Below are 21,144 nucleotides of genomic sequence, written 5' to 3'. Positions count from 1 at the left end.
TAAAGTGGGGCTGCTTGCGGGACGCTCAGGTCCGGGCCTGGATTACTGGCCGGCGGGCTTGGGTGCTTCCAGCAGGCTGGGAGGCGGGTTCTTCTTGATGGCCTCGGCCACCTGAAGCTGATCGGGGCTCATGCATTCGTCGGCCAGGCGCTGGCCGACCTTCTGGTTCATGAGCATCGATTTGTTGGCGATCTGCAGCCAGACGGCGCCGGCATGCTTGTCTTCCAGGCGCACGGTGCCGGTCGAGGTCTTGACGGGCGACATGTGGTACTTGAAGCCCTTGCCGTCGATGTTGAAGTAACCCGGGTTGGCCTGGTCGGCCGTCACATTGACGAAGGCGCCCAGCTCGCAGGGGATGCGGCCGGTGTGCACGCGCTCGGAAATGGCCAGGTCTTCCGCGGACAGCGGCTGCTGGGCAGCAGTTGCGACGGCGGCCGCACCGCCGACGGCGGCAGCGCCGGCCGCGGCCTTGGCCGTGGTGGCCTTCTTGGCGGGGGCCTTCTTGGCCGCAGGCTTGGCACCGGCCTTGGCCGGCGCCTTCTTTGCGGTGGCGGGCTCGGCGGCGCTGGCACCCAGGCCCATGGCCAGCAAGGGGGCTGCGATCAGGATGGAGGCGATAGCTGTCTTCATACGTTGGGCTCCTGCAAATTCCCGGTGTGGGCTAAGCAAGTGATTCTGATGCAAACCAGGGCTGCACCTGTGGGGGCAGCGCCTGGCCGGTCTGGTGGGCACGTGTGAGCAACTGCCAGAAATAGCGGTAGCTCGCCCGGTCATGTAATACACCATCCACGCTGACGGGCGCCCAATCGGCGGCCTCGGCGGCGGTAAGTATTTGTGCGGCCTGCGCCACTTCGTCGGCCTGGGGCGCGAAGGCGGCGAGGATGGGGCGGATCTGGTCCGGGTGGATGCTCCACATGCGGGTATAGCCGAGCCGCCGTGACGCCTGTGTGGCAGCGGCCTGCAGCGCCTGTGGATTCCTGAATTCGGTGACCACGCAGTGCGAAGGCACCTTGCCGTGCGCGTGGCAGGCGGCTGCGATCTCCAGCTTGGCACGCACGACCAGCGGATGGTCGAACTGTCCGGCCGAGCCCATGGCCGAGGCAGGAATCGCGCCGCCATGGGCCGAGACGAAGTCCATCAGGCCGAAGGAAATGCTCTGCACGCGCGGGTGTGCCGCGATGTCAAAGGCACGGTGCACGGCGGCGGGCGACTCGATGAGCACATGCAGCGGCAGTTCGCGGCAGCCCAGGCGACCCAGATGCCGCTCGGCCAGCAGCACGTCGTCCACGCTTTCCACCTTGGGCAGCATGAGGTGGCACAGGCGGTCGCCGGCCTCGCCGACGATGATGTCCAGGTCCTGCGCGAAGCTGGCGTGGTCCACGGCATGCACGCGCGCAGCCACGCGGGCACCGGGCGCGGCATCGCGCGCCAGCGAGGCCACCAGGCGCGCATGGGCCGCCTCCTGGCCCACGGGGGCGCCATCCTCGCAGTCCAGCGTGACGTCAAAGACGCAGGTGCCGAACTCGGCCATCATCTCGGCCTGCAGCTGCAGGCTCTTGCGCATGCGCACTTCCACGCCGCTGTAGTGGTCACAGACGGGCAGGTGCAGGGCACCGCCCTGCGCATCGAGCAGCACCTGGGCCGGGTGTGCGCGAGAGGGTGTGGACGTGGCGGCGGTCATGGCTTGCGCTGGGCGACGATGAACAGGCGGGGAAGGCCAGCAGGCGCCGGCCGTCGGCGCGCACGCCGTAGGCGGCGTCCACGCGGTTTTCGTATTCGGTGAGGAAGTCGGCCTGCAGGGCTTCGGGCAGCCCTTCGACGAAGGGCTTGAGGCCGGTGCCGCGCAGCCACTGGACGATGGCGCCGGCCGAGTCCATCGGATGCTGGTAGACGGTGTGCCAGACATCGACGGCGCCGGCCTCGACGCCGGCCTGCTCCTGCGGGCCGGCCAGCAGGTCGTAGTAGCTGCGGATGGGCAGGATGTCGGCCCGCACCTTGGCGGCATCGCCGATGTAGGCGGCAAACTTGGGCAGGCTGGCGATCTCGCGCATCACGCGGTGCGTGGCTTCCTGCCGGTTGTCGGGCATCTGTATCGCCAGCACGCCCCCTGGCGCCAGTTGGGCGAACAGGCGGGGTATCAGCGTTTCATGCTCCCCCACCCACTGGAGGGAGGCATTGGCATAAATCAGGTCGGGAGCGCTCTCGCCGGGGCGGGCGTCCAGGAAGCAATGTCGGCCAGCGCGAAGCGGGCCTCAGGCAGATGCTGGCGCGCGGTGGCCAGCATCGCCTGGGAGTTGTCTATGCCGGTGATCGTGGCACCGGCATAGCGCTGTGCAAGCAGCTCGGTGGAATTGCCCGGCCCGCATCCCAGGTCCACCACATGGCGGGCCTGGGCCAATGGCACACGCGCCAGCAGCTCGGCTGCGGGGCGCGTACGCTCATTGGCGAAACGCAGGTAAAGCGCGGGATTCCAGTCGAGCATGGCTTGCCGGCGGCTTACAGCAGGTGCTTGACGCCGTCCTGTTCGCCTTGCAGCTCGGCCAGGGTCTTGTCGATGCACTCTTGCGAGAAGGCGTCGATTTCCAGGCCTTCGACGATCTTGTACTCGCCGTTCTCGGTGGTGACCGGGAAGCCGAAGACGATGCCGGCGGGGATGCCGTATTCGCCGTTGGAGGGCACGCCCATGGTGACCCATTCGCCGCCCGAGCCCAGGGCCCAGTCGCGCATGTGGTCGATGGCAGCGTTGGCAGCCGAGGCAGCCGAGGACAGGCCGCGGGCGGCAATGATGGCGGCGCCACGCTTGCCGACGGTGGGCAGGAACACGTCCTTGTTCCAGGCCTGGTCGTTGATCTTGGCCTTGACGCTTTCACCGTTGACGGTGGCGAAGCGGTAGTCGGCGTACATCGTGGGCGAGTGGTTGCCCCAGACGGTCAGCTTGCGGATGTCGCCCACCTTGAAGCCGGCCTTGGCAGCCAGCTGCGATGCAGCGCGGTTGTGGTCCAGGCGCAGCATGGCGGTGAAGTTCTTGGCCGGCAGGTCCGGAGCCGACTTCATGGCGATGTAGGCGTTGGTGTTGGCGGGGTTGCCGACGACCAGCACCTTCACGTTGCGCGAGGCAGCGGCGTTCAGCGCCTTGCCCTGGGCCGTGAAGATCTGTGCGTTGGCAGCCAGCAGGTCGGCACGTTCCATGCCGGGGCCGCGGGGACGCGCGCCGACCAGCAGGGCGTAGTCGGTGTCCTTGAAGGCTTGCAGGGGTCGGAGTGGGCTTCGATGCCGGCCAGCAGGGGGAAGGCGCAGTCTTCGAGTTCCATGATCACGCCCTTGAGCGCGTTCTGGGCCTTCTCGTCGGGAATCTCCAGCAGTTGCAGAATGACGGGCTGGTCCTTACCCAGCATTTCGCCGGAGGCGATGCGGAACAGCAGGGCGTAACCAATTTGACCGGCGGCACCGGTGACGGCGACACGAACGGGCTTCTTGCTCATGATGAAACTCCAGGGATGGGGAAAAAATCAGGTGTTATCGGCGCCAGGTCGCACCAGCGTCAGAAACCAGCAGCCCGTGCTCCGCAAACAACGCGAAAGTGTACTCCCGATTTCGAAGCCCGGTCAATTTGTCTTATGTCTTATATAAGATATGATCGACGTCTGTTTCCAAGTCTTTCATCTGCGTCGCCGGGAGCCTCCCCACCCCGAACTTTTCCATGCCAGTCCTGCCTCCCCTCGCCTCAGACAACGCCGCTCCCACCATCGGCGCGGGCGCATCGACCCCGGCCTTCAGCCCTTTGTATCAGCAGATCAAGGGACTGATACTGCAGAGCCTTGAAGCAGGCGAATGGCGGCCCGGCGAACTGATTCCCAGCGAGATGGAGCTGGCCGCGCGCTTTCGCGTGAGCCAGGGCACGGTGCGCAAGGCCATTGACGAGCTGGCCGCGGAGAACCTGGTGATGCGCCGCCAGGGCAAGGGCACCTTCGTGGCCACCCACGCGGCCCAGCATGTGCAGTACCGCTTCCTCAAGCTGCAGCCCGACGGCGGCGACCAGCAGGGCGAGGGCCGTGCCGAGCGCCGCATCATCGACTGCCGGCGCCTGCGCGCATCGGCGGACGTGGCGCGCGGCCTGGCGCTGCGCAGCGGCGATGCCGTGATGCATGTGCGCCGCGTGCTGTCGTTCTCCGCAATCCCGACCATTTTGGAAGACATCTGGCTGCCGGGCCACGCCTTCAAGGGCCTGACGGCCGAGCAGATGTCCGCCTACCAGGGCCCCACCTACGCCATGTTCGAGCTGGACTACGGCGTGCGCATGGTGCGCGCCGACGAAAAGATCCGCGCCGTCCTGCCCGAGGCAGAACAGGCCCTGCTGCTGGATGTCCCCAGCACCACGCCCCTGCTGAGCGTGGAGCGCACCGCTTACACATACAACGATGTTCCCATGGAGTTACGCCGTGGCCTGTACCGCACCGACACCCATCACTACCGCAACGCGCTGAGCTGAACGATCCGTTCCCCAGAGAAGCGGGCGAAAATACGCAATTCCCAGCAAAGCTGTTTTTATTGCATTGCAATAGAATTTTGCATCGCCGCCCCTGAGCGATTACGAAGCAGTTACATCCACGAAAGTACCCTGCCATGACTGAGCAAGCCAAAAAGCGGCCAGAGTTCCGCAACATCAACTTCTTCAAGGACCTCCCCACCTACCGGTTGCCGCCGGCCGGCATCGTGTCCATCCTGCACCGCATCAGCGGCCTGCTGATGTTCATCCTGCTGCCTTTCATCCTGTGGATGATGGACATGTCGCTGACTTCGGAGATCTCCTTCGACGGCTTCACCTCGGTTTTCGCGGGTCCCTTCGGATGGTTCCTCAAGCTCGTGTGCCTGGCATTGATCTGGGCCTACCTGCACCACTTTTGCGCCGGCGTCCGCCACCTGTTCATGGATGTGAACCACCACGCCGTCAACAAGCAGTTCGGCAAGTCCTCGGCCCTGGTGGTGCTGGTCCTGAGCGTTGGCCTGACCCTGATCCTGGGTGCCAAGCTGTTCGGCCTGTACTGATTCACGATCTCTCCCTCACGATAAGGAAAAAGAACCATGTCCGTGAATTACGGCTCCAAGCGCACCGTGGTCGGTGCGCACTACGGCATCCGCGACTGGATGGTGCAGCGCGTCACCGGCGTGCTGATGGCACTGTTCACCATCGTGCTGCTGGCCAAGCTGATCTTCAGCACCGGCTCCGTCGGCTATGACCTGTGGGCCGGCATCTTTGCCCCGCAGTGGATGAAGTTCCTGACCTTCGCCGTGATCGTCTCGCTGGCCTGGCACGTCTGGGTCGGCGTGCGCGACATCTGGATGGACTACGTCAAGCCCGTGGGCCTGCGCCTGGTGCTGAACGTTTTCACCCTGGTCTGGCTCGTCGGCTGCGCCGGCTGGGGCATCCAGATCCTGTGGCGTATCTGATAGAGACGCGGTCTCCACGATTGAAGGTTAAGAATGAGCTACTCCAAAGCAAACATCACCAAGCGCAAGTTTGACGTCGTCATCGTCGGCGCTGGCGGCTCCGGCCTGCGTGCCGCGCTGGAACTGTCGCGCGCCGGCCTGTCCGTGGCCTCGCTGTCCAAGGTCTTCCCCACGCGCTCGCACACCGTGGCTGCGCAGGGCGGCGTGTCCGCTTCGCTGGGCAACATGAGCGAAGACAACTGGCACTACCACTTCTACGACACCATCAAGGGCTCCGACTGGCTCGGCGACCAGGATGCGATCGAGTTCATGTGCCGCGAAGCGCCCAACGTCGTGATCGAGCTGGAACACTTCGGCATGCCGTTCGACCGCAACCCCGACGGCACCATCTACCAGCGCCCCTTCGGCGGCCACACGGCCAACTACGGTGAAAAGCCCGTGCAGCGCGCCTGCGCCGCGGCCGACCGTACCGGCCACGCCATGCTGCACACGCTGTACCAGCAGAACGTCAAGTCCAAGACCAACTTCTTCGTGGAGTGGATGGCGCTGGACCTGATCCGCAACACCCAGGGCGACGTGGTCGGCGTGACCGCCATCGAACTGGAAACCGGCGACCTGTATGAGCTGCACGCCAAGGCCGTGCTGCTGGCCACGGGTGGCGCAGGCCGCATCTTCCAGGCATCGACCAATGCCTTCATCAACACCGGCGACGGCCTGGGCATGGCTGCACGCGCAGGCATCCCGCTGCAGGACATGGAGTTCTGGCAATTCCACCCCACCGGCGTGGCCGGCGCGGGCGTGCTGCTGACCGAAGGCTGCCGTGGCGAAGGCGCCATCCTACTCAACAGCGAAGGCGAACGCTTCATGGAGCGCTACGCTCCCACGCTGAAGGATCTGGCACCGCGCGACTTCGTGTCCCGCTCCATGGACCAGGAAATCAAGGAAGGCCGTGGCTGTGGTCCCAACAAGGACTACATCCTGATGAAGCTGGACCACCTGGGCGCAGACACCATCCGCAAGCGCCTGCCTTCGGTGGAAGAGATCGGCCACAACTTCGCCAACGTGGACATCACCAAGGAACCGATTCCCGTGGTGCCCACCATCCACTACCAGATGGGCGGCATTCCCACCAACATCAACGGCCAGGTCGTGGTGTGGGACGGCCAGCAGAACAACGTGGTCAATGGCCTCTATGCCGTGGGCGAATGCTCGTGCGTGTCGGTGCACGGCGCCAACCGCCTGGGCACGAACTCGCTGCTGGACCTGCTGGTCTTCGGCAAGTCGGCCGGCAAGCACATCGTGCAGTTCGTCAACGGCTTCGGCGACCACAAGGCCGTGCCGGCCGATGGCTCCGAGCGCACGCTCACGCGCCTGAACCAGCTCGACGACTCCAAGGAAGGCACCTACGCCCAGGACCTGGCTGGCGACATCCGCGCCACCATGCAGCAGCATGCCGGCGTGTTCCGCACGCAAAAGAGCATGGACGAAGGCGAAGTCAAGATCAACGCCATCCGCGAACGCGTGGGCTCCGTGACCCTCAAGGACAAGTCCAAGGTCTGGAACACCGCCCGCATGGAAGCGCTGGAAGTGGACAACCTGATCGAAGTGGCCCAGGCCACCATGATCTCGGCCGCTGCCCGCCACGAATGCCGCGGCGCCCACACCGTGTACGACTACGAGCATCCTGCCGACCACGCCGAGTTCCCGCTGGGCCGCAATGACAAGGAATGGCTCAAGCACACCCTGTGGTACAGCGCCACCAACAGCCTGGACTACAAGCCCGTGAACCTGAAGCCCCTCACGGTGGACAGCGTGCCGCCCAAGGTCCGCACGTTCTAATCCAGCAGCCCACGAGAGAACAGACAAATGAAGCGCACTTTCAAGATCTACCGCTACGACCCGGACAAGGATGCCAAGCCCTACATGCAGACCGTCGAGGTCGAGCTGGACGGCCACGAGCGCATGCTGCTGGACGCCCTGGTCAAGCTCAAGGAGATGGACCCCTCCATCTCGTTCCGCCGCTCCTGCCGCGAAGGCGTGTGCGGCTCGGACGCGATGAACATCAATGGCAAGAACGGCCTGGCCTGCCTGACGAACATGAAGACCCTGCAGGGCGACATCGTTCTCAAGCCCCTGCCCGGCCTGCCCGTGATCCGCGACCTGATCGTGGACATGACGCAGTTCTTCAAGCAGTACCACTCGATCAAGCCGTACCTGCAGAACGACAGCTTCGCGTCTCCCACCAAGGAACGCCTGCAGTCGCCTGAAGAGCGCGAAGAGCTCAACGGCCTGTACGAGTGCATTCTGTGCGCCAGCTGCTCCACCAGCTGCCCCAGCTTCTGGTGGAACCCCGACAAGTTCGTGGGCCCGGCCGGCCTGCTGCAGGCCTACCGCTTCATCGCGGACAGCCGCGACGAGGCCACGGGTGACCGCCTTGACAACCTGGAAGATCCGTACCGCCTCTTCCGTTGCCACACCATCATGAACTGCGTGGACGTGTGCCCCAAGCACCTGAACCCCACGCAGGCCATTGGCAAGATCAAGGAACTGATGGTCCGCCGGGCCATCTGATGACCATGACGAATACTCTGCTCGACGAACGCGAGCGAGACCTGCTGCGCTGGCGCTGCCGGCGCGGCCTGGTCGAGAACGACCTGTTCATCGCGCAGTTCTTCGCCACCTACGGAGACCAGCTCACGCGGAGACACGCGAGCGGTCTGTCTGCCTTGATGGACCTGGCAGACAACGACCTGATGGACCTCTTCTTGCGCCGCAAGGAGCCTGAAGGTGAACTCGATACCCAAGAAATCAGGGAAGTTCTGGAACTGGTGCGCAAGCGCAAGCCCGGTTCTCTCCCGCTAGTAGGCTAGGCAATCTAGAGAAGGAAGTTTGGAAATGAAACTCGCAGACAACAAAGCAACGCTGTCATTCAGCAACGGCGCTCCCAGCGTCGAGCTGCCCGTCTACCAGGGCAACGTCGGTCCCGACGTGGTGGACATCCGCAAGCTGTACGCGCAGACCGGCATGTTCACCTATGACCCGGGCTTCCTCTCTACCGCCTCGTGCCAGTCCGCCATCACCTACATCGATGGCGACAAGGGCGAGCTGCTGTACCGTGGCTACCCCATCGAGCAGCTGGCCAAGAACTGCGACTACCTCGAGACCTGTTACCTGCTGCTGTACGGCGAGCTGCCCAACGAGTCCGAGAAGGCCGACTTCGTCGAGCGCGTGACCAAGCACACCATGGTCAACGAGCAGATGCAGTTCTTCCTGCGTGGTTTCCGCCGTGACGCCCACCCCATGGCCGTCCTGACGGGTCTGGTCGGCGGCATGTCGGCCTTCTACCACGACAACATGGACATCAACAACGCCGAGCACCGCGACATCGCCGCGATCCGCCTGATCGCCAAGATGCCCACGCTGGTCTCCATGGCCTACAAGTACGGCATCGGTGCTCCGTACATGTACCCCAAGAACGACCTGAGCTACGCCGGCAACTTCATGCGCATGATGTTCGGCAACCCCTGCGAGGAGTTCAAGGTGAACCCCGTGGTCGAGCGCGCGCTGGACCGCATCTTCATCCTGCACGCAGACCACGAGCAAAACGCCTCCACCTCCACCGTGCGCCTGTGCGGCTCGTCGGGCACCAACCCCTTCGCCGCCATCTCGGCCGGCGTGGCCTGCCTGTGGGGCCCTGCCCACGGCGGCGCCAACGAAGCCTGCCTGAACATGCTGGAATACCTGCAGGCCAACGGCGGCGTTGCCAAGGTCGGCGAGTTCATGGAACAGGTCAAGGACAAGAACAGCGGCGTCAAGCTGATGGGCTTCGGCCACCGCGTCTACAAGAACTACGACCCCCGCGCCAAGCTCATGCAGGAAACCTGCAATGAAGTGCTGGCCGAACTGGGCCTGGAAAAGGACCCCCTGTTCGCCCTGGCCAAGGAAGTCGAGAAGATCGCCCTGGAAGACGACTACTTCGTGCAGCGCAAGCTCTACCCGAACGTGGACTTCTACTCCGGCATCGTGCAGCGCGCCATCGGCGTGCCCGTGAACCTGTTCACCGGCATCTTCGCCCTGGCCCGCACCGTGGGCTGGATCGCCCAGCTCAACGAGCAGATGGCCGACCCCGAGTACAAGATCGGCCGTCCCCGCCAGCTGTTCACGGGCTCCGTGTCCCGCGACGTCAAGCCGATCGGCCAGCGCTGATCGCAGGTCCGAGCCTCAGCGGCCCGGCACCCAAAAGCCCCATGCCTTTGCATGGGGCTTTTTTCATTTGCGAGCCCACCGCTCCAGAAGGCCGCACCAGTCCTAGGAACACCATTTTCCCTATCGTGGCATGCCCATTGATTGAGCCTATCCACCTTAAGGTGGCCGTTGACCCTCCCTCAAACGGGATGGAGCCGCAGCGCAATGCCCGCTGCCGTTCAACGCAACCCCGGGACTCACATGCTTGTCGAAATCAACAAGGACGGAATGCTCATCCATGCGCGCGTCAGGAATGCGCGCAGCCCCGCCATCGAGAGAGGAAAGCGGACCGCCGCCATCACCGGCATCGTCGTGCATCAGACCGATGCCAACACGGCCCAGTCTTCGCTCAACAGCTACAGGAACCCGAAGGCCAATGGGGCGCATTTCCTGATCGACAAGGACGGCACCATCTACCAGACTGCGGCCATCTATCAGCGTGCCAACCATGTGGGCCCGCTGAAGGCGAGGTGCCTGCTTGTGGGGAAATGCAAGGCCAGGGACTATGAAGGACTGAAGGCAAAGGGGGTACACCGCATCGAGATGATGAAGGCTCCTGGTGAACGCTATCCGAGCAATATGGAGGCCATAGGTATCGAGATGGTCGGTCGAGCGGAGCTGCCGAAGGGGTTCAAACCTTCCTCCAACGAAGCGGATTTGCCCCCGAGAGATTGCGAGGAGAGCGCGGCCTCTATCCCGCCCCGACCCAAGCTCAGAACCGGTCACTGACATGGCTTGTTGAAGCACTGCAGGACTCCATGCAACTGTCGCCCGGTGAAGTCTTCAAACATCCCGAGGTAAGTTGGAAAAATCTGACCGAAGCAGAAGGTGCAAACTGGAACCTTCCTACGAACACACCATGAAGTACCACCAATTTTTTTGGGCAATAACTTCAGCGATGGTCATGGCCTCACCGATTCATGCTGCTGACGCCCGGTATTCTGCAAAGAACATCCAGAAAATCAATATCTTCGCCCCCTCATCAAGCAACCCCGCTTGGGAGGATAAAAAATGGCTCGATTGCGACGATGTGATCCTGACCGAGGAGGATGTGCGATATGCATTGCAGCACATACGCCGAATCTCGGAAAAATCCTATTTCAGCGAAGAAAACATGGATAGATCCGGATGCTCCGGAGGTGCGTCCGTCACGTTCAAGAGCGGAAAGATCATCGTCATGGATATCGAGCCAACAGGGCGAATCAGAATCTTCGAGGCGAACAGGAAGCTTGAACCCCTTGGAGTGCCCTCACGCTACTACGACTGCGCTCCTTGCAACAAACGCAAGATGCACCTGCTGCAAGACGCCTTGGACCGCGCCACGGAAAGGCGGCTCAAGGAGCTGAAGAGGCTGGGCCGGCTCCCGCCTTGAGTCACGGTCTGGCCTTCTCTTGCGCGCCGGTTTTGGCAATTGCTCTGACGCTTTACTCAACGCTTCGTGCGGCCGATGCCAGATAGCCGCTCAAGCACGCGCCACCGACCCGGCTGCAACGGCAGGTGGCCTGGTGAACGACCTGCTGGCCGGCTGCGCCGCCTGGCCTGAGCGCCGGGGCCAAGCCCCCTGCTTCACGCAGCGGCGCGGTTTCGCCGACAATGCCCCCCCGGCCCTCGTGGCCGGCCCTTTCTTGCGCCGGGGTTCCGGCCCCAGCCACTCCCTGCACACCATGAACTTTGCCTCCCTCGGCCTGAGCCCGGCGCTGGTCTCCAGCCTCCAAGACCTGGGCCTGGTCGATCCCACACCCATACAGACCCAGTCCATCGCCCCCGTGCTTGCGGGCCGCGACCTCTGGGCCTGTGCGCCCACGGGCTCGGGCAAGACGGCCGCCTACCTGCTGCCGCTGCTGCAGCGCTGGATGGATGGCGGCAAGGCCCAGGGTGCCCAGGGCGGCTTTGTGCGAACCCTGACCACGCTGATCGTGGTGCCCACGCGCGAGCTGGCCCAGCAGGTGGGCGAGACGCTGTCCGACCTGGGCCGCGCGCTCAAGCAGCCGCCGCGCATCGGCGTGGTCTATGGCGGCGTGTCCATCAACCCGCAGATGATGATGCTGCGCGGCAGTGCCGATTTCCTGGTGGCCACGCCGGGCCGCCTGCTGGACCTGGTGGAGCACAACGCCGTGCGCCTGTCCGCCGTGCGCCACCTGGTGCTGGACGAGGCCGACCGCCTGCTAGACCTGGGCTTTCAGGAAGAGCTGCAACGCGTGCTGGCCCTGCTGCCGAAGCAACGCCAGACCCTGCTGTTCTCAGCCACCTATCCCGATGCCGTGCAATCGCTGGCCACGGGCCTGCTGCACGATCCCGTTCAGGCCCGCGTCGATGCCGCCGAAGGCCAGGATGCCGCCAGCCCGCAAAGCATCACCCAGCGCGCCATTGCCGTGGACCGCGCGCGCCGCACGCAATTGCTGCGCCAGCTGGTGCAGGGCAACACCGCTGCGGGCACCGACCCTGTCACGCTCGAACGTGCCCTGGTCTTCGTGGCCACGCGGCACACGGCCGAACTGGTGGCTGAAAAGCTCTACAAGGCCGGCATCTTCGCCACGGCCTTCCATGGCGACCTGAGCCAGGGCGCACGCAAGGAAGCGCTGGCCGACTTCAAGGCCAAGCGCTGGCAAGTGATGATCACCACCGACCTGGCGGCGCGCGGCATCGACATCACCCAGCTGCCCCTGGTCGTCAACTACGACCTGCCGCGCTCGGCCACCGACTATGTGCATCGCATCGGCCGCACGGGCCGCGCGGGCGAGGACGGCACGGCCATCAGCTTCGTGACGCCGGCCGACCAGGCGCACTGGGCGCTGATCTGCAAGCGCAACCAGCTGGACCTTGAACTGGAGCAGTTGCCGGGCTTCGAGCCCACCGAGCCCGTGCCGCCGCCTCCGGTGGCCCAGGACGGCAACGGCGGCATCAAGGGCCGCCGCCCCAGCAAGAAGGACAAGCTGCGCGCCGCGGCCGCCGAAGCAGCCGAGACCGCAAAAAAGAACTGAGCGTTTCCGGTTCAGCCCGCGCCACCTCGCCCGCCAAAGCGATCCCGGTACGCCACCGGGGTAATGCCCAGGTGGCGCACGAACAGGTGGCGCAGCGCCTGCTCCGAGCCCAGGCCCACGCGCGCGGCCACGGTCTTGAGTGGCAGATGGGCCTGGCTTTCCAGCAGTTGCTTGGCCGCCTCCAGCCGCGCGCTCTCCACAAAGGCCGTGGGGCTTTGCCCGGTTTCCTGCTGGAACACGCGGCGCAGGTGGCGCTCGCTCATATGGGCCTGCTCGGCCATCTGAGCAAGGGTCAGGGGCTCGGCCAGATGGGTCATCACCCACTGCTGCACGGCCTGCACGCCGCCGTGCTGCGCGGCCTGGGCCGCCAGCGGCACGCTGAACTGCGACTGCCCGCCGGGGCGCTTGAGGTACATGACCAGGTCGCGCGCCACCTCCAGCGCCAGCGCGTGGCCGAAATCCTCCTCCACCACAGCCAGGGCCAGGTCGATGCCGGCCGTCACGCCGGCCGAGGTCCACAGCTGGCGGCTGCCTGCGCCATCGCGGATTTCCTCGCGCAGGTAGATGGCATCGGCATCGACCTGCACGCGCGGATGGCGCTGGGCCAGTTGCGCCGTCACGCTCCAGTGCGTGGCCGCGCGCCGGCCGTCCAGCAAACCGGCCTCGGCCAGGAAGAAGCTGCCCGAGCACAGCGCAATCAGCCGCTGCACGCGCGGCGCCACGCGGCCCAGCCAGGCGACCAGCTCGCCCGAGCCGCCCAGCACCTGCTCGATATGGCGCGAGCCCACGACGACCACGGTGCAGCCCATGCCTGCAGCCTCCAGCCCGGCCAGCGTATGCGTGGCCTCCAGCGACATCAGCGTGTCCGAGCGCACGGGCCCTTGCCGCTGCGAGACCACGCGCACCTCGTAGCCGTCGCTCTGGCCGCGCGCGCGCAGGTGCACGTTGGCATAGTCGAACACCGACATGGGCCCTATGGCCTCCAGCGCCTTGAAGCCGGGGTAGACGACAAGATCGATGCGGTGGGCGCTGGCGTGGCGGTGGTCCATGGGAAACGGCGGGCTCGGAGGCGGTCAGGGTGGAAAGAATGGGGCGGACTATACGAAAAGACGCAAGCACCCACGGCCAGCAGGCCCGGCCGACGCCGGCCACACCCCTCAGATTCGGACATATCACCTGGGGCTGCGGCCATGATGCGGCCGGGCCGCCCGGCCATGGCCTACATTCAAGGCTTCGCGGAGCGCGCGCACTGCCGTTCCTGAGCCACCCCGACAGAAAGACACGCCCATGAAATCCAAAGCCGCCGTCGCCTTCAAGGCTGGAGAACCCCTGCAGATCGTCGAGATCGACGTGGCCCCCCCGAAGAAGGGCGAGGTCCTGATCAAGATCACCCACACCGGCGTCTGCCACACCGACGCGTTCACGCTGTCGGGCGACGATCCGGAAGGCATCTTCCCCGCCGTGCTCGGCCATGAAGGCGCGGGCATCGTCGTCGAGGTCGGCGAAGGCGTGACCAGCGTCAAGCCCGGCGACCACGTGATCCCGCTGTACACGGCCGAATGCGGCGAATGCCTGTTCTGCAAGAGCGGCAAGACCAACCTGTGCGTTTCCGTGCGCGCCACCCAGGGCAAGGGCGTGATGCCCGACGGCACCACGCGCTTTTCGTACAACGGCGAGCCCATCTACCACTACATGGGCTGCTCCACCTTCAGCGAGTACACCGTGGTCGCCGAAGTCTCGCTGGCCAAGATCCACCCCGATGCCAACCCCGAGCAGGTCTGCCTGCTGGGCTGCGGCGTGACCACGGGCCTGGGTGCCGTCAAGAACACCGCCAAGGTCCAGGAAGGCGACACCGTGGCCGTGTTCGGCCTGGGCGGCATCGGCCTAGCCGTGATCCAGGGCGCCAAGCTGGCCAAGGCCGGCCGCATCATCGCCGTGGACACCAACCCCTCCAAGTTCGACCTGGCCCGCACCTTCGGCGCCACCGACTGCGTGAATCCCAAGGATTTCGACAAGCCCATCCAGCAGGTCATCGTCGAGATGACGGGCTGGGGCGTGGACCACAGCTTCGAGTGCATCGGCAACGTCAACGTGATGCGTGCCGCCCTGGAATGCGCGCACCGCGGCTGGGGCCAGTCGGTCATCATCGGCGTGGCCGGCGCGGGCCAGGAAATCTCCACACGCCCCTTCCAGCTGGTGACGGGCCGCAAGTGGCTGGGCACGGCCTTCGGCGGCGTCAAGGGCCGCAGCGAACTGCCCGGCATGGTCGAGCAGGCCATGAGCGGCGAGATTCAGCTGGCCCCCTTCGTCACGCACACCATGGGCCTGCCGGAGATCAACGAGGCTTTTGACCTGATGCACGAAGGCAAGTCCATCCGCTCCGTCGTCGTGTACTGAAGCTCCCCCTGAGGCGCTGCGCGCCTTCCCCCGTTGCACGGCGCCTCTCTACTCGCTACGCGAGGGAGGGGGACGACGCCCTCGGCTGGGCGCCCCCGCCGCGAGGCGGCTCTTGCTCGGCGCCTCTCGCCTGGGCAGCGCCAGTTTCATGGGCCTTTGACCGTGTATAGCGTATCAACTCCCATCTTTGAATGCTGCACGCACCGCTTGCCAAGGTGCCCGTAGCATTTTTCTTTTTGAGGAACACCATGTCCGCACTGCCGCCCCTGGAACTCAAGAACGCCCATGCCTGCTTCGGCGGCGCACAGCGTTTCTACGAGCATTTCTCCGCCGAGATCGGCCTGAACATGAAGTTCTCGGTCTTCCTGCCGCCCAAGGCCGTGGCCGGCGAGAAGGTGCCTGCCGTGCTCTACCTGGCCGGGCTGACCTGCACCGAAGAGACCTTCATGACCAAGGCCGGCGCCCAGCGCCTGGCCGCCGAGCTGGGCATTGCGCTGATCGCGCCCGACACCAGCCCGCGCGGCGCAGGCCTGCCCGGCGAGGCCGATGCCTGGGACTTCGGCGTGGGCGCGGGCTTCTACCTGGATGCCACCACCAAGCCCTGGGCACTGCACTGGCGCATGGAAAGCTATCTGCTGGGCGAGCTGCTGCCGCTGATCGCCGCACGCCTGCCCATCGACGCGCAGCGGCTGGGCATCTTCGGCCACTCCATGGGCGGCCACGGCGCGCTCACGCTGGCGCTGCGCCATCCGGGCCGCTTCAAGAGCCTGTCGGCGTTCGCGCCCATCGCCAACCCCGTCAACTGCCCCTGGGGCCTGAAAGCCTTCTCAGGCTATCTGGGCGATGACCGCAATGCCTGGGAAGCGCATGACGCCAGCTGCCTGATGGCCGCCCAGACCCAGGCGCCCTACCCGGCCGGCATCCTCGTGGACCAGGGCCTGGCCGACAAGTTCCTGATCGAAAAGCAGCTGCTGCCCGAAGCCTTCGAGGCCGCCTGCGCCCAGGCCGGCCAGCCGCTGACGCTGCGCCGCCACGGCGGCTACGACCACGGCTACTACTTCATCCAGAGCTTCATTGATGACCATCTGCGCCATCATGCAGAACAACTGAACACCCCCTGAGGCGCTTCGCGCCTTCCCCTCTCTCGCTTCGCGGGAGGGGGACGACGCCATCGCCGCGAGGCGGCTCTTGCTCGGCGTCCCCGTTTTTTTGGCCGCGCCAGTTTCAAAGGGTGATGAGCCCAACAGGTGCAGGGCAGATTGCCTCAACCTGGCCTATGGCCAGCGCGCATGTCCTGCGCAATACGCTCCAGTACCTGCGGCAGGTCCTTCACGCTGGCGATCACGTGGTGGGCGCCGGCTGCGCGCAGCTTGGCTTCGGCGCGGGCCATGCGTTCGCGCACTTCTTCGGCGGGGGCGGCGGCCAGTTCGGCGGGGGAGTAGCCGACTTCGTTGCCGGACAGGGTCAGGCCCACGGTCCACATGCCGGCGTTGCGGCCTTCCTCGATGCCGGGCACGGTGTCGTCCACCTTCACGCAGGCACGCACATCGCCGATGCCCAGCGCCAGCACATTGGCCAGCGCCATGAAGGGGCCGGGGCGGCCGCCTGCGGCCATTTCATCGCCGGCCACCACATGGTCGGGAGCCAGGCCGTTGGCCGCTGCCTGGGGCAGCAGCTGGTTCAGGACTTCACGCGGATAGCCCGAGCACGAGCCCACCTTCAGGCCCTGCGCGCGCAGCCAGCCCAGCAATTCAGGCGCGCCTTCGATGGGTGCCGAGAACTCGCCGACCTTGGCGATCTGCATGGGCATGAAGCGGGCGTAGATGGCATCCACGTCGGCGTCGCCAGGCTGCTGGCCGAAGGCCTTGTGCCATTGCGCGCGGATGCCTTCGTCCTGCAGCAGCTCGTGGATGTGCTGCCACTTGGACAGGCCCATGGGGCCGCGAGCCTGGGCCAGGGTGATGGTGATGCCGAAGCTGGCAAAGGCCTCGACAAAGATCTGCGTGGGCGCCAGCGAGCCGAAATCGACCAGGGTGCCGGCCCAGTCGAAGATGACAGCCTGCAGCGGCGACAGATCGGCGGCGGCGGTGGAGACGGTGGTGTGGTTCATGGTGCTTTTTGACTAGGAAAGAGGTTCAAACAGAAGAGGGCCGCACGCGCCTGTTCATTCCAGCGTGCGGATGAAATTGCGCCCGCGCGGGCCGGATGCGGCCGACTGCAGCAGCTGCTGCCACTCATCCCCAGGCACGCCGTAGTGCGCGGGATCGGTGGCCACGCCCAGTCCTTCGAGGAAGTTGCGCAGGCGCTGCACGGCCAGCTCGCCCGTGGCGGCATCGAAGATGGACAGCAGGGCCGCATCGGCCTCGTCGTCGGCGCCCAGGGCCATCTCCAGCACCAGCGGCAGGCTGAACGAACAGGCAATGCCGTGGGCCACGCCATGGCGCAGCGTGATGTCGTAGGACAGCGAATGCGCCAGCGCCGTGCGGGTGTTGGAGAAGGCCAGGCCGGCCATCAGGGCGGCCTCGGCCATGCGGCTTCGCAGCGGCAGGCTGCCCAGGTCCTGCATCAGCGCGGGCAGCGTGGTCAGGGTGCGGCGCGCGGCGCCCACGGCCAAGGTGGTGGAGACGGGATTGCGGTGCCGGTTCCAGATGGACTCCAGCGCATGCGACAGCGCATCCAGCCCCGATGCCAGCGTGGCGCCGGCCGGCAGGCTTTGCATGAGCTGCGCGTCGATGATGGCCGCCTCGGGCCAGGTCCAGTGCTGGTGCAGCGAGTGCTTGCGGCCTGCGGCCTGGTCCCAGATCGTGGCCCAGGGCGTGACCTCGCTGCCCGTGCCGGCCGTGGTGGGAATGGCGATCAGCGCCTTGTGGCCTGCGGCCGGCAGGGCCAGCCCCTGCTCCAGGGCCTGCAGCAGTTCGCCGAAACGCCGCGTGGGCGTGGCGCACATCAGCGCCTTGGCCGAGTCGATGGCGCTGCCGCCGCCCAGGGCCACGATGCACGGGACCTCGGCGTATTCGCGGTGCACGCGGTCATACAGCGGGGCCAGCCACTGCACATCGGGGTTGGGCGCAATGCCGTCCACCACGCCGCGCAGCTGGCTGCCCAGCCGTTGGCGCAGCTGCTGCACCAGGCCCAGGGATTCGGCCTCGGGAAATGTCACCAGCAGGCAGTCTCGCCCGGCCAGCAGCTCGGGCAGGCGGTCCAGGCGGCCGGGACCGGCATGGATGGCAACGGGGTTGTGATAGGTCCACACAAATCGGTCCTTTGAATGAAACGGGGGCGCCGGGAAAAGCGCAGCCCTCAATGGCGGGTGCCCTGCTGGATGCGGCGGCGCAGCCAGTGGGAGACGAGATCGGCGGCGATCACCATCACGGTGATGACCACGATGCAGGTGGCCGTCTCCTGGTAGCGGAACAGCTTGAGGCTGCCGACCAACTCGAACCCCAGCCCGCCCGCGCCCACCATGCCCAGCACCGTGGCCGAGCGCAGGTTGACCTCGAAGCGGTAGAGCACGACCGCGATCCAGGCCGTGATGGCCTGCGGTATCACGCCGAAGACGATGAGCTGCAATTGCGTGGCGCCTGCGCTGCGCAGGGCCTGCAGCGGGCCGTCGTCGATCTCTTCGATGCTCTCGGCGAAGAACTTGCCCAGCATGCCCATGCCATGCAGCGCCAGGGCCAGCACGCCGGGAAACGGCCCCAGGCCCACGGCCGAGACAAAGACCAGCGCCAGGATCAGCTCGTTGATGCTGCGCACCACGTTCAGGAACTGCCGCGTGATGCGCCGCAGCCAGTGCCAGCCATGCAGGTTGCTGGCCGCGATGAAGGACAGCGGCAGCGCCAGCACCACGGACAGCAGCGTGCCCCAGATGGCGATCTGCACCGTCTCCAGCGCAGGCGCCATCAGGCGCGGCAGCATGCTCCAGTCCGGCGGCACGGAGCGCGCCACGAAATCCGCGATCTGGGGCATGCCTGCCGCCAGTTCGCCCCAGCTCATCTGCGCGCCGCCCGCGCTCCAGTGCAGCACCCAGGCGATGGCCAGGGCCGCAGCCGCATAGCCGGTCCAGCCCAGGCCGCCATGGGGGCGCGGCGCGGTCCATTGCCAGCGGTCGCGCGGCTCGGGGTTCCAGGAGTTGGCGCTGGTCATCACAGTCCTCCTGCGGGCGCGCTGGCCCGCATCCACGAGGCAGGCACCGGCGCCTGCGCATGCAGGCCGGCAGGCCCTATGGCAGCCGTGCCCGGAGGTGTGTCCGGCTCTGCGCCCTGCCCTGCTCCTTGCCCTGCGCCTTGCCCTGCAGTGGGCTGCGCATGGTAGATGGCCTGCAGCGCGGCCTCGTCCAGCGCCTGCGGCGATCCGTCAAAGACCATGCGGCCCTGGGCCAGGCCCAGCACACGGTCGCCGAACTCCCGCGCGTAGTCCACCTGGTGCAGGTTGCAGACCACGGCAATGCCCAGCTCGCGCGTGGCATCACGCAGGTACTGCAGCACGCTGCGCGCGGTCTTGGGGTCCAGGCTGGCCACGGGCTCGTCGGCCAGGATGACCTGGGGCTGCTGGGCCAGCGCGCGGGCAATGCCCACGCGCTGCATCTGCCCACCCGACAGCGCCTCGGTGCGCTCCAGCGCCTTGTGGGCCAGGCCCACGCGCTCCAGGCACTGGTCGGCCAGGCGGATATCGCTTTCGCGGAACAGCTGCAGCACCGAGGCCAGGGTGCCGGTCTGGCCCAGGCGCCCGGTCAGCACGTTCTTGCGCACCGACAGGCGCGGCACCAGGTTGTGGTGCTGAAAGACCATGGCCACGTGGCGAGCCAGCTCGCGCCGGCTGTGCCTGCCGCCGCCCAGCATCAGGTCCATGCCGCCCACCTCCAGCGTGCCGCTGTCGGCGCGGGCCAGGCCGTTCATGCAGCGCAGCAGCGTGGACTTGCCGGCCCCCGACAGGCCCAGCATGACGACGAACTCGCCGGGCTGCACATCCAGGTCGATGCCATGCAGCACGTGGTTGCTGCCATAGCTCTTGCGCAATTGGCGGATGCGGATCATTTCATGCTCCCGAGGTCGAGCTTCAGGGCCTTGGCCGTCTGGCGTACCACGTCGTAGGCCTTGTCATCCGTGGCCGCAAAGCCGTCGAGCACGCCCTGGTCGCCCCAGGGCAGGTCCTTGACCTCGGCCAGGGCCGCAGCCACCTTCTGCTTGGTGCCGGCGTCCAGGTTCTTGCGCCAGGTCATGGGCGACTCGGGGATGGGCTGGGAGCGCCAGACGATCTGGAAGTCCTCGCGCTTGACCAGGCCCTTGCTCACGGCCGAGTCGAAGATGCGGTCGGCCACGGCCGCCGCATCCACCTTGCCGTTGGCCACGGCCATGATGCTGGCGTCGTGCGAGCCCGAGAAGATCACGCGCGAAAAGCCCTTGTCCGCATCGAAGCCCTCGGCCATCAACCCGGCCTTGGGAAACAGGTGGCCCGACGCCGATGTCGGGTCCACAAAGGCAAAGCTGCGGCCCTTGAGATCGGCCACGCTGGCCGGACCCTTGTCCTTGCGGGAGATCACCATGCTGTGGTACGCGCTCTTGCCCGTCTTCTTGGTCACGGCCACCGCAAAGGCTTCGGCGCCTGCCACCTGGCTGGCCAGCACGTACGAGAACGGGCCGAGGAAGGCGATGTCGATCTTGTTGGAGCGCAGCGCCTCGATCACGCCGTTGTAGTCATTGGCCACGAAGGGCCGCACCTTCATGCCGGTGCGGGTGGCCAGCTGGTCCATGACCTGCTGGCTGGCGCGGATCATGGCCTGCGCGTCCTCCGAAGGGATCAGGCCCACGCGCAGCTCGGCGCTCTGGGCAAAGGCGGCAGTGGTAGCGGTGGCGGCCAGGGCCAGCACGGCTGCGGCATGGCGCAGCCAGGTCTTGCGGTTCATCTTCATGGGAGTGTTCCTTTGCATCAGGTCAGGCACATCGGCAGATCGGTGGATCCGTGAATCGCCGGCCAAATCGCCAGGCGGGTGGGGATGGCTGAATGCTAGGAGCGACATATTTCTGCCATGTGAAAGTTTCAGAATCGGTTTTGACAGCATCCATAGACAAAA

The 21,144-nt window shown here is 65.9% G+C and carries 19 protein-coding genes and 3 pseudogenes; 12 read left to right on the top strand and 10 right to left on the bottom strand.

All coding sequences use genetic code 11. The features are described from left to right. Positions 1–42: 42 nt before the first annotated feature. From CLV01_RS11570 to CLV01_RS11555, 4 genes and pseudogenes are all read right to left on the bottom strand, one after another. Entirely contained in the window at positions 43–630 is a 588-nt protein-coding gene (locus CLV01_RS11570; protein WP_099734250.1) for a hypothetical protein, read from the bottom strand. Positions 631–661: 31 nt separating this feature from the next. Beyond that, the gene (locus tag CLV01_RS11565; protein WP_012204351.1) at positions 662–1,681 is read right to left on the bottom strand and encodes an HpcH/HpaI aldolase/citrate lyase family protein; all 1,020 of its coding nucleotides are present in this window, start codon (positions 1,679–1,681) and stop codon (positions 662–664) included. After that, positions 1,678–2,482: pseudogene (tam, locus tag CLV01_RS11560) on the bottom strand (trans-aconitate 2-methyltransferase). Before tam ends, CLV01_RS11565 begins: the two are co-directional and overlap by 4 nt. A 14-nt stretch (positions 2,483–2,496) precedes the next feature. Further along, positions 2,497–3,482 (bottom strand): annotated as a pseudogene (locus CLV01_RS11555) (malate dehydrogenase). A gap of 218 nt (positions 3,483–3,700) precedes the next feature. Between CLV01_RS11555 and CLV01_RS11550 the strand changes: the two are divergent. The 10 genes and pseudogenes from CLV01_RS11550 to CLV01_RS11505 all read left to right on the top strand — a co-directional run bounded on the left by CLV01_RS11550 (position 3,701) and on the right by CLV01_RS11505 (position 12,674). Further along, complete coding sequence (locus CLV01_RS11550; RefSeq protein ID WP_012204348.1) at positions 3,701–4,489, top strand: GntR family transcriptional regulator; 789 nt, start codon at positions 3,701–3,703, stop codon at positions 4,487–4,489. 134 nt (positions 4,490–4,623) lie between these two features. Next, positions 4,624–5,046 (top strand): succinate dehydrogenase, cytochrome b556 subunit, encoded by a 423-nt coding sequence (gene sdhC / locus CLV01_RS11545; protein ID WP_012204347.1) that lies wholly within the window; start codon positions 4,624–4,626, stop codon positions 5,044–5,046. Between the two features lie 36 nt (positions 5,047–5,082). Next, positions 5,083–5,448, top strand: a complete 366-nt coding sequence (sdhD, locus tag CLV01_RS11540; protein ID WP_012204346.1) for a succinate dehydrogenase, hydrophobic membrane anchor protein — start codon at positions 5,083–5,085, stop codon at positions 5,446–5,448. A 33-nt stretch (positions 5,449–5,481) separates the two neighbouring features. After that, positions 5,482–7,287: a succinate dehydrogenase flavoprotein subunit gene (sdhA, locus tag CLV01_RS11535; RefSeq protein WP_012204345.1), complete on the top strand. Its 1,806-nt coding sequence runs from the start codon at positions 5,482–5,484 to the stop codon at positions 7,285–7,287. 27 nt (positions 7,288–7,314) lie between these two features. Next, on the top strand, positions 7,315–8,019 hold the full coding sequence (locus CLV01_RS11530; protein WP_012204344.1) for a succinate dehydrogenase iron-sulfur subunit: 705 nt from the start codon (positions 7,315–7,317) through the stop codon (positions 8,017–8,019). After that, the gene (locus tag CLV01_RS11525) at positions 8,019–8,318 is read left to right on the top strand and encodes an FAD assembly factor SdhE (RefSeq protein WP_012204343.1); all 300 of its coding nucleotides are present in this window, start codon (positions 8,019–8,021) and stop codon (positions 8,316–8,318) included. The genes CLV01_RS11530 and CLV01_RS11525 overlap by 1 nt, the downstream gene beginning before the upstream one ends. 25 nt (positions 8,319–8,343) lie before the next feature. Further along, the gene (locus tag CLV01_RS11520; RefSeq protein ID WP_012204342.1) at positions 8,344–9,654 is read left to right on the top strand and encodes a citrate synthase; all 1,311 of its coding nucleotides are present in this window, start codon (positions 8,344–8,346) and stop codon (positions 9,652–9,654) included. 204 nt (positions 9,655–9,858) lie between these two features. Next, positions 9,859–10,556: pseudogene (locus CLV01_RS11515) on the top strand (peptidoglycan recognition protein family protein). Next, the gene (locus tag CLV01_RS11510; protein ID WP_099734252.1) at positions 10,553–11,065 is read left to right on the top strand and encodes a hypothetical protein; all 513 of its coding nucleotides are present in this window, start codon (positions 10,553–10,555) and stop codon (positions 11,063–11,065) included. The pseudogene CLV01_RS11515 and the gene CLV01_RS11510 overlap by 4 nt, the downstream one beginning before the upstream one ends. Positions 11,066–11,357: 292 nt before the next feature. Further along, positions 11,358–12,674: a DEAD/DEAH box helicase gene (locus CLV01_RS11505; protein ID WP_180288378.1), complete on the top strand. Its 1,317-nt coding sequence runs from the start codon at positions 11,358–11,360 to the stop codon at positions 12,672–12,674. 11 nt (positions 12,675–12,685) lie between these two features. Here the strand turns inward: CLV01_RS11505 and CLV01_RS11500 are convergent, their stop codons facing one another. Beyond that, entirely contained in the window at positions 12,686–13,723 is a 1,038-nt protein-coding gene (locus CLV01_RS11500; RefSeq protein WP_065347626.1) for a GlxA family transcriptional regulator, read from the bottom strand. 238 nt (positions 13,724–13,961) lie between these two features. On the opposite strand from CLV01_RS11500, the gene CLV01_RS11495 reads away from it, so the two are divergent. Next, positions 13,962–15,071, top strand: coding sequence for an S-(hydroxymethyl)glutathione dehydrogenase/class III alcohol dehydrogenase (locus CLV01_RS11495; protein ID WP_012204334.1), 1,110 nt, complete (start codon positions 13,962–13,964; stop codon positions 15,069–15,071). Positions 15,072–15,319: 248 nt separating this feature from the next. Further along, the gene (gene fghA / locus CLV01_RS11490) at positions 15,320–16,192 is read left to right on the top strand and encodes an S-formylglutathione hydrolase (RefSeq protein WP_099735182.1); all 873 of its coding nucleotides are present in this window, start codon (positions 15,320–15,322) and stop codon (positions 16,190–16,192) included. A 143-nt stretch (positions 16,193–16,335) separates the two neighbouring features. Here fghA and phnX read toward each other — a convergent pair whose 3' ends face one another. Genes phnX through phnD form a run of 5 tightly spaced genes read right to left on the bottom strand, consistent with a single transcriptional unit; the run spans position 16,336 to position 20,982 of the window. Then, the gene (gene phnX / locus CLV01_RS11485; RefSeq protein WP_099734253.1) at positions 16,336–17,181 is read right to left on the bottom strand and encodes a phosphonoacetaldehyde hydrolase; all 846 of its coding nucleotides are present in this window, start codon (positions 17,179–17,181) and stop codon (positions 16,336–16,338) included. A 54-nt stretch (positions 17,182–17,235) separates the two neighbouring features. Next, complete coding sequence (gene psrA / locus CLV01_RS11480; protein ID WP_099734254.1) at positions 17,236–18,324, bottom strand: iron-containing alcohol dehydrogenase PsrA; 1,089 nt, start codon at positions 18,322–18,324, stop codon at positions 17,236–17,238. Between the two features lie 47 nt (positions 18,325–18,371). After that, positions 18,372–19,217: a phosphonate ABC transporter, permease protein PhnE gene (phnE, locus tag CLV01_RS11475; protein WP_099734255.1), complete on the bottom strand. Its 846-nt coding sequence runs from the start codon at positions 19,215–19,217 to the stop codon at positions 18,372–18,374. Continuing rightward, positions 19,217–20,107, bottom strand: a complete 891-nt coding sequence (phnC, locus tag CLV01_RS11470) for a phosphonate ABC transporter ATP-binding protein (RefSeq protein WP_043823862.1) — start codon at positions 20,105–20,107, stop codon at positions 19,217–19,219. Before phnC ends, phnE begins: the two co-directional genes overlap by 1 nt. Next, positions 20,104–20,982 carry a phosphonate ABC transporter substrate-binding protein gene (phnD, locus tag CLV01_RS11465; protein ID WP_099734256.1) on the bottom strand — a complete coding sequence of 293 codons (879 nt, stop codon included), beginning with the start codon at positions 20,980–20,982 and terminating at the stop codon, positions 20,104–20,106. Before phnD ends, phnC begins: the two co-directional genes overlap by 4 nt. Between the last annotated feature and the right edge of the window lie 162 nt (positions 20,983–21,144).

Origin of the sequence: Delftia sp. 60 (genome assembly GCF_002754395.1) — a bacterium.
In the GTDB taxonomy this organism is placed as follows: Bacteria; Pseudomonadota; Gammaproteobacteria; order Burkholderiales; family Burkholderiaceae_C; genus Comamonas; species Comamonas acidovorans.
Note: the sequence above shows the minus strand (reverse complement) of the source record. Positions and strands in the feature narration are given on the sequence as shown.